Here is a 314-nt window from a genome sequence, read left to right as displayed (position 1 = left end):
GATACCAACCCGATAGCCACCCCTGAAGCCTACCAGAGCGCCAGCGGCAGCGTATGGGTAAGGGTAGAAGCCAACACCGGCAACCCTAACGATGTGGTATGCTATGAAGTAGTAGAGCTGGAGCTTATCGTGAACCCGCTTCCGGAGCTTGGCGTAAACGGCGTAATACCGCCAAACGCCTACTGTGAAGACAACACCGACGGCATCCACACCTTCATCCTGAATGAGCACATACCACAGATACTGGCCGCAGGCCTTAACCCGGACGACTACACCGTAAGGTTCTACCTCGACCAGGCCGCCTATGACAACAA

The 314-nt window shown here is 55.4% G+C and carries 1 protein-coding gene; it reads left to right on the top strand.

From position 1 onward, the window contains the following. On the top strand, window positions 1-314 hold a 314-nt coding region (locus KJK34_RS15170), incomplete at both ends, for an FIDD domain-containing protein (RefSeq protein ID WP_223054710.1).

Origin of the sequence: Flavobacterium coralii, from assembly GCF_019891545.1 — a bacterium.
In the GTDB taxonomy this organism is placed as follows: Bacteria; Bacteroidota; Bacteroidia; order Flavobacteriales; family Flavobacteriaceae; genus Flavobacterium; species Flavobacterium coralii.
This window is presented reverse-complemented; position numbering and strand designations above follow the sequence as displayed.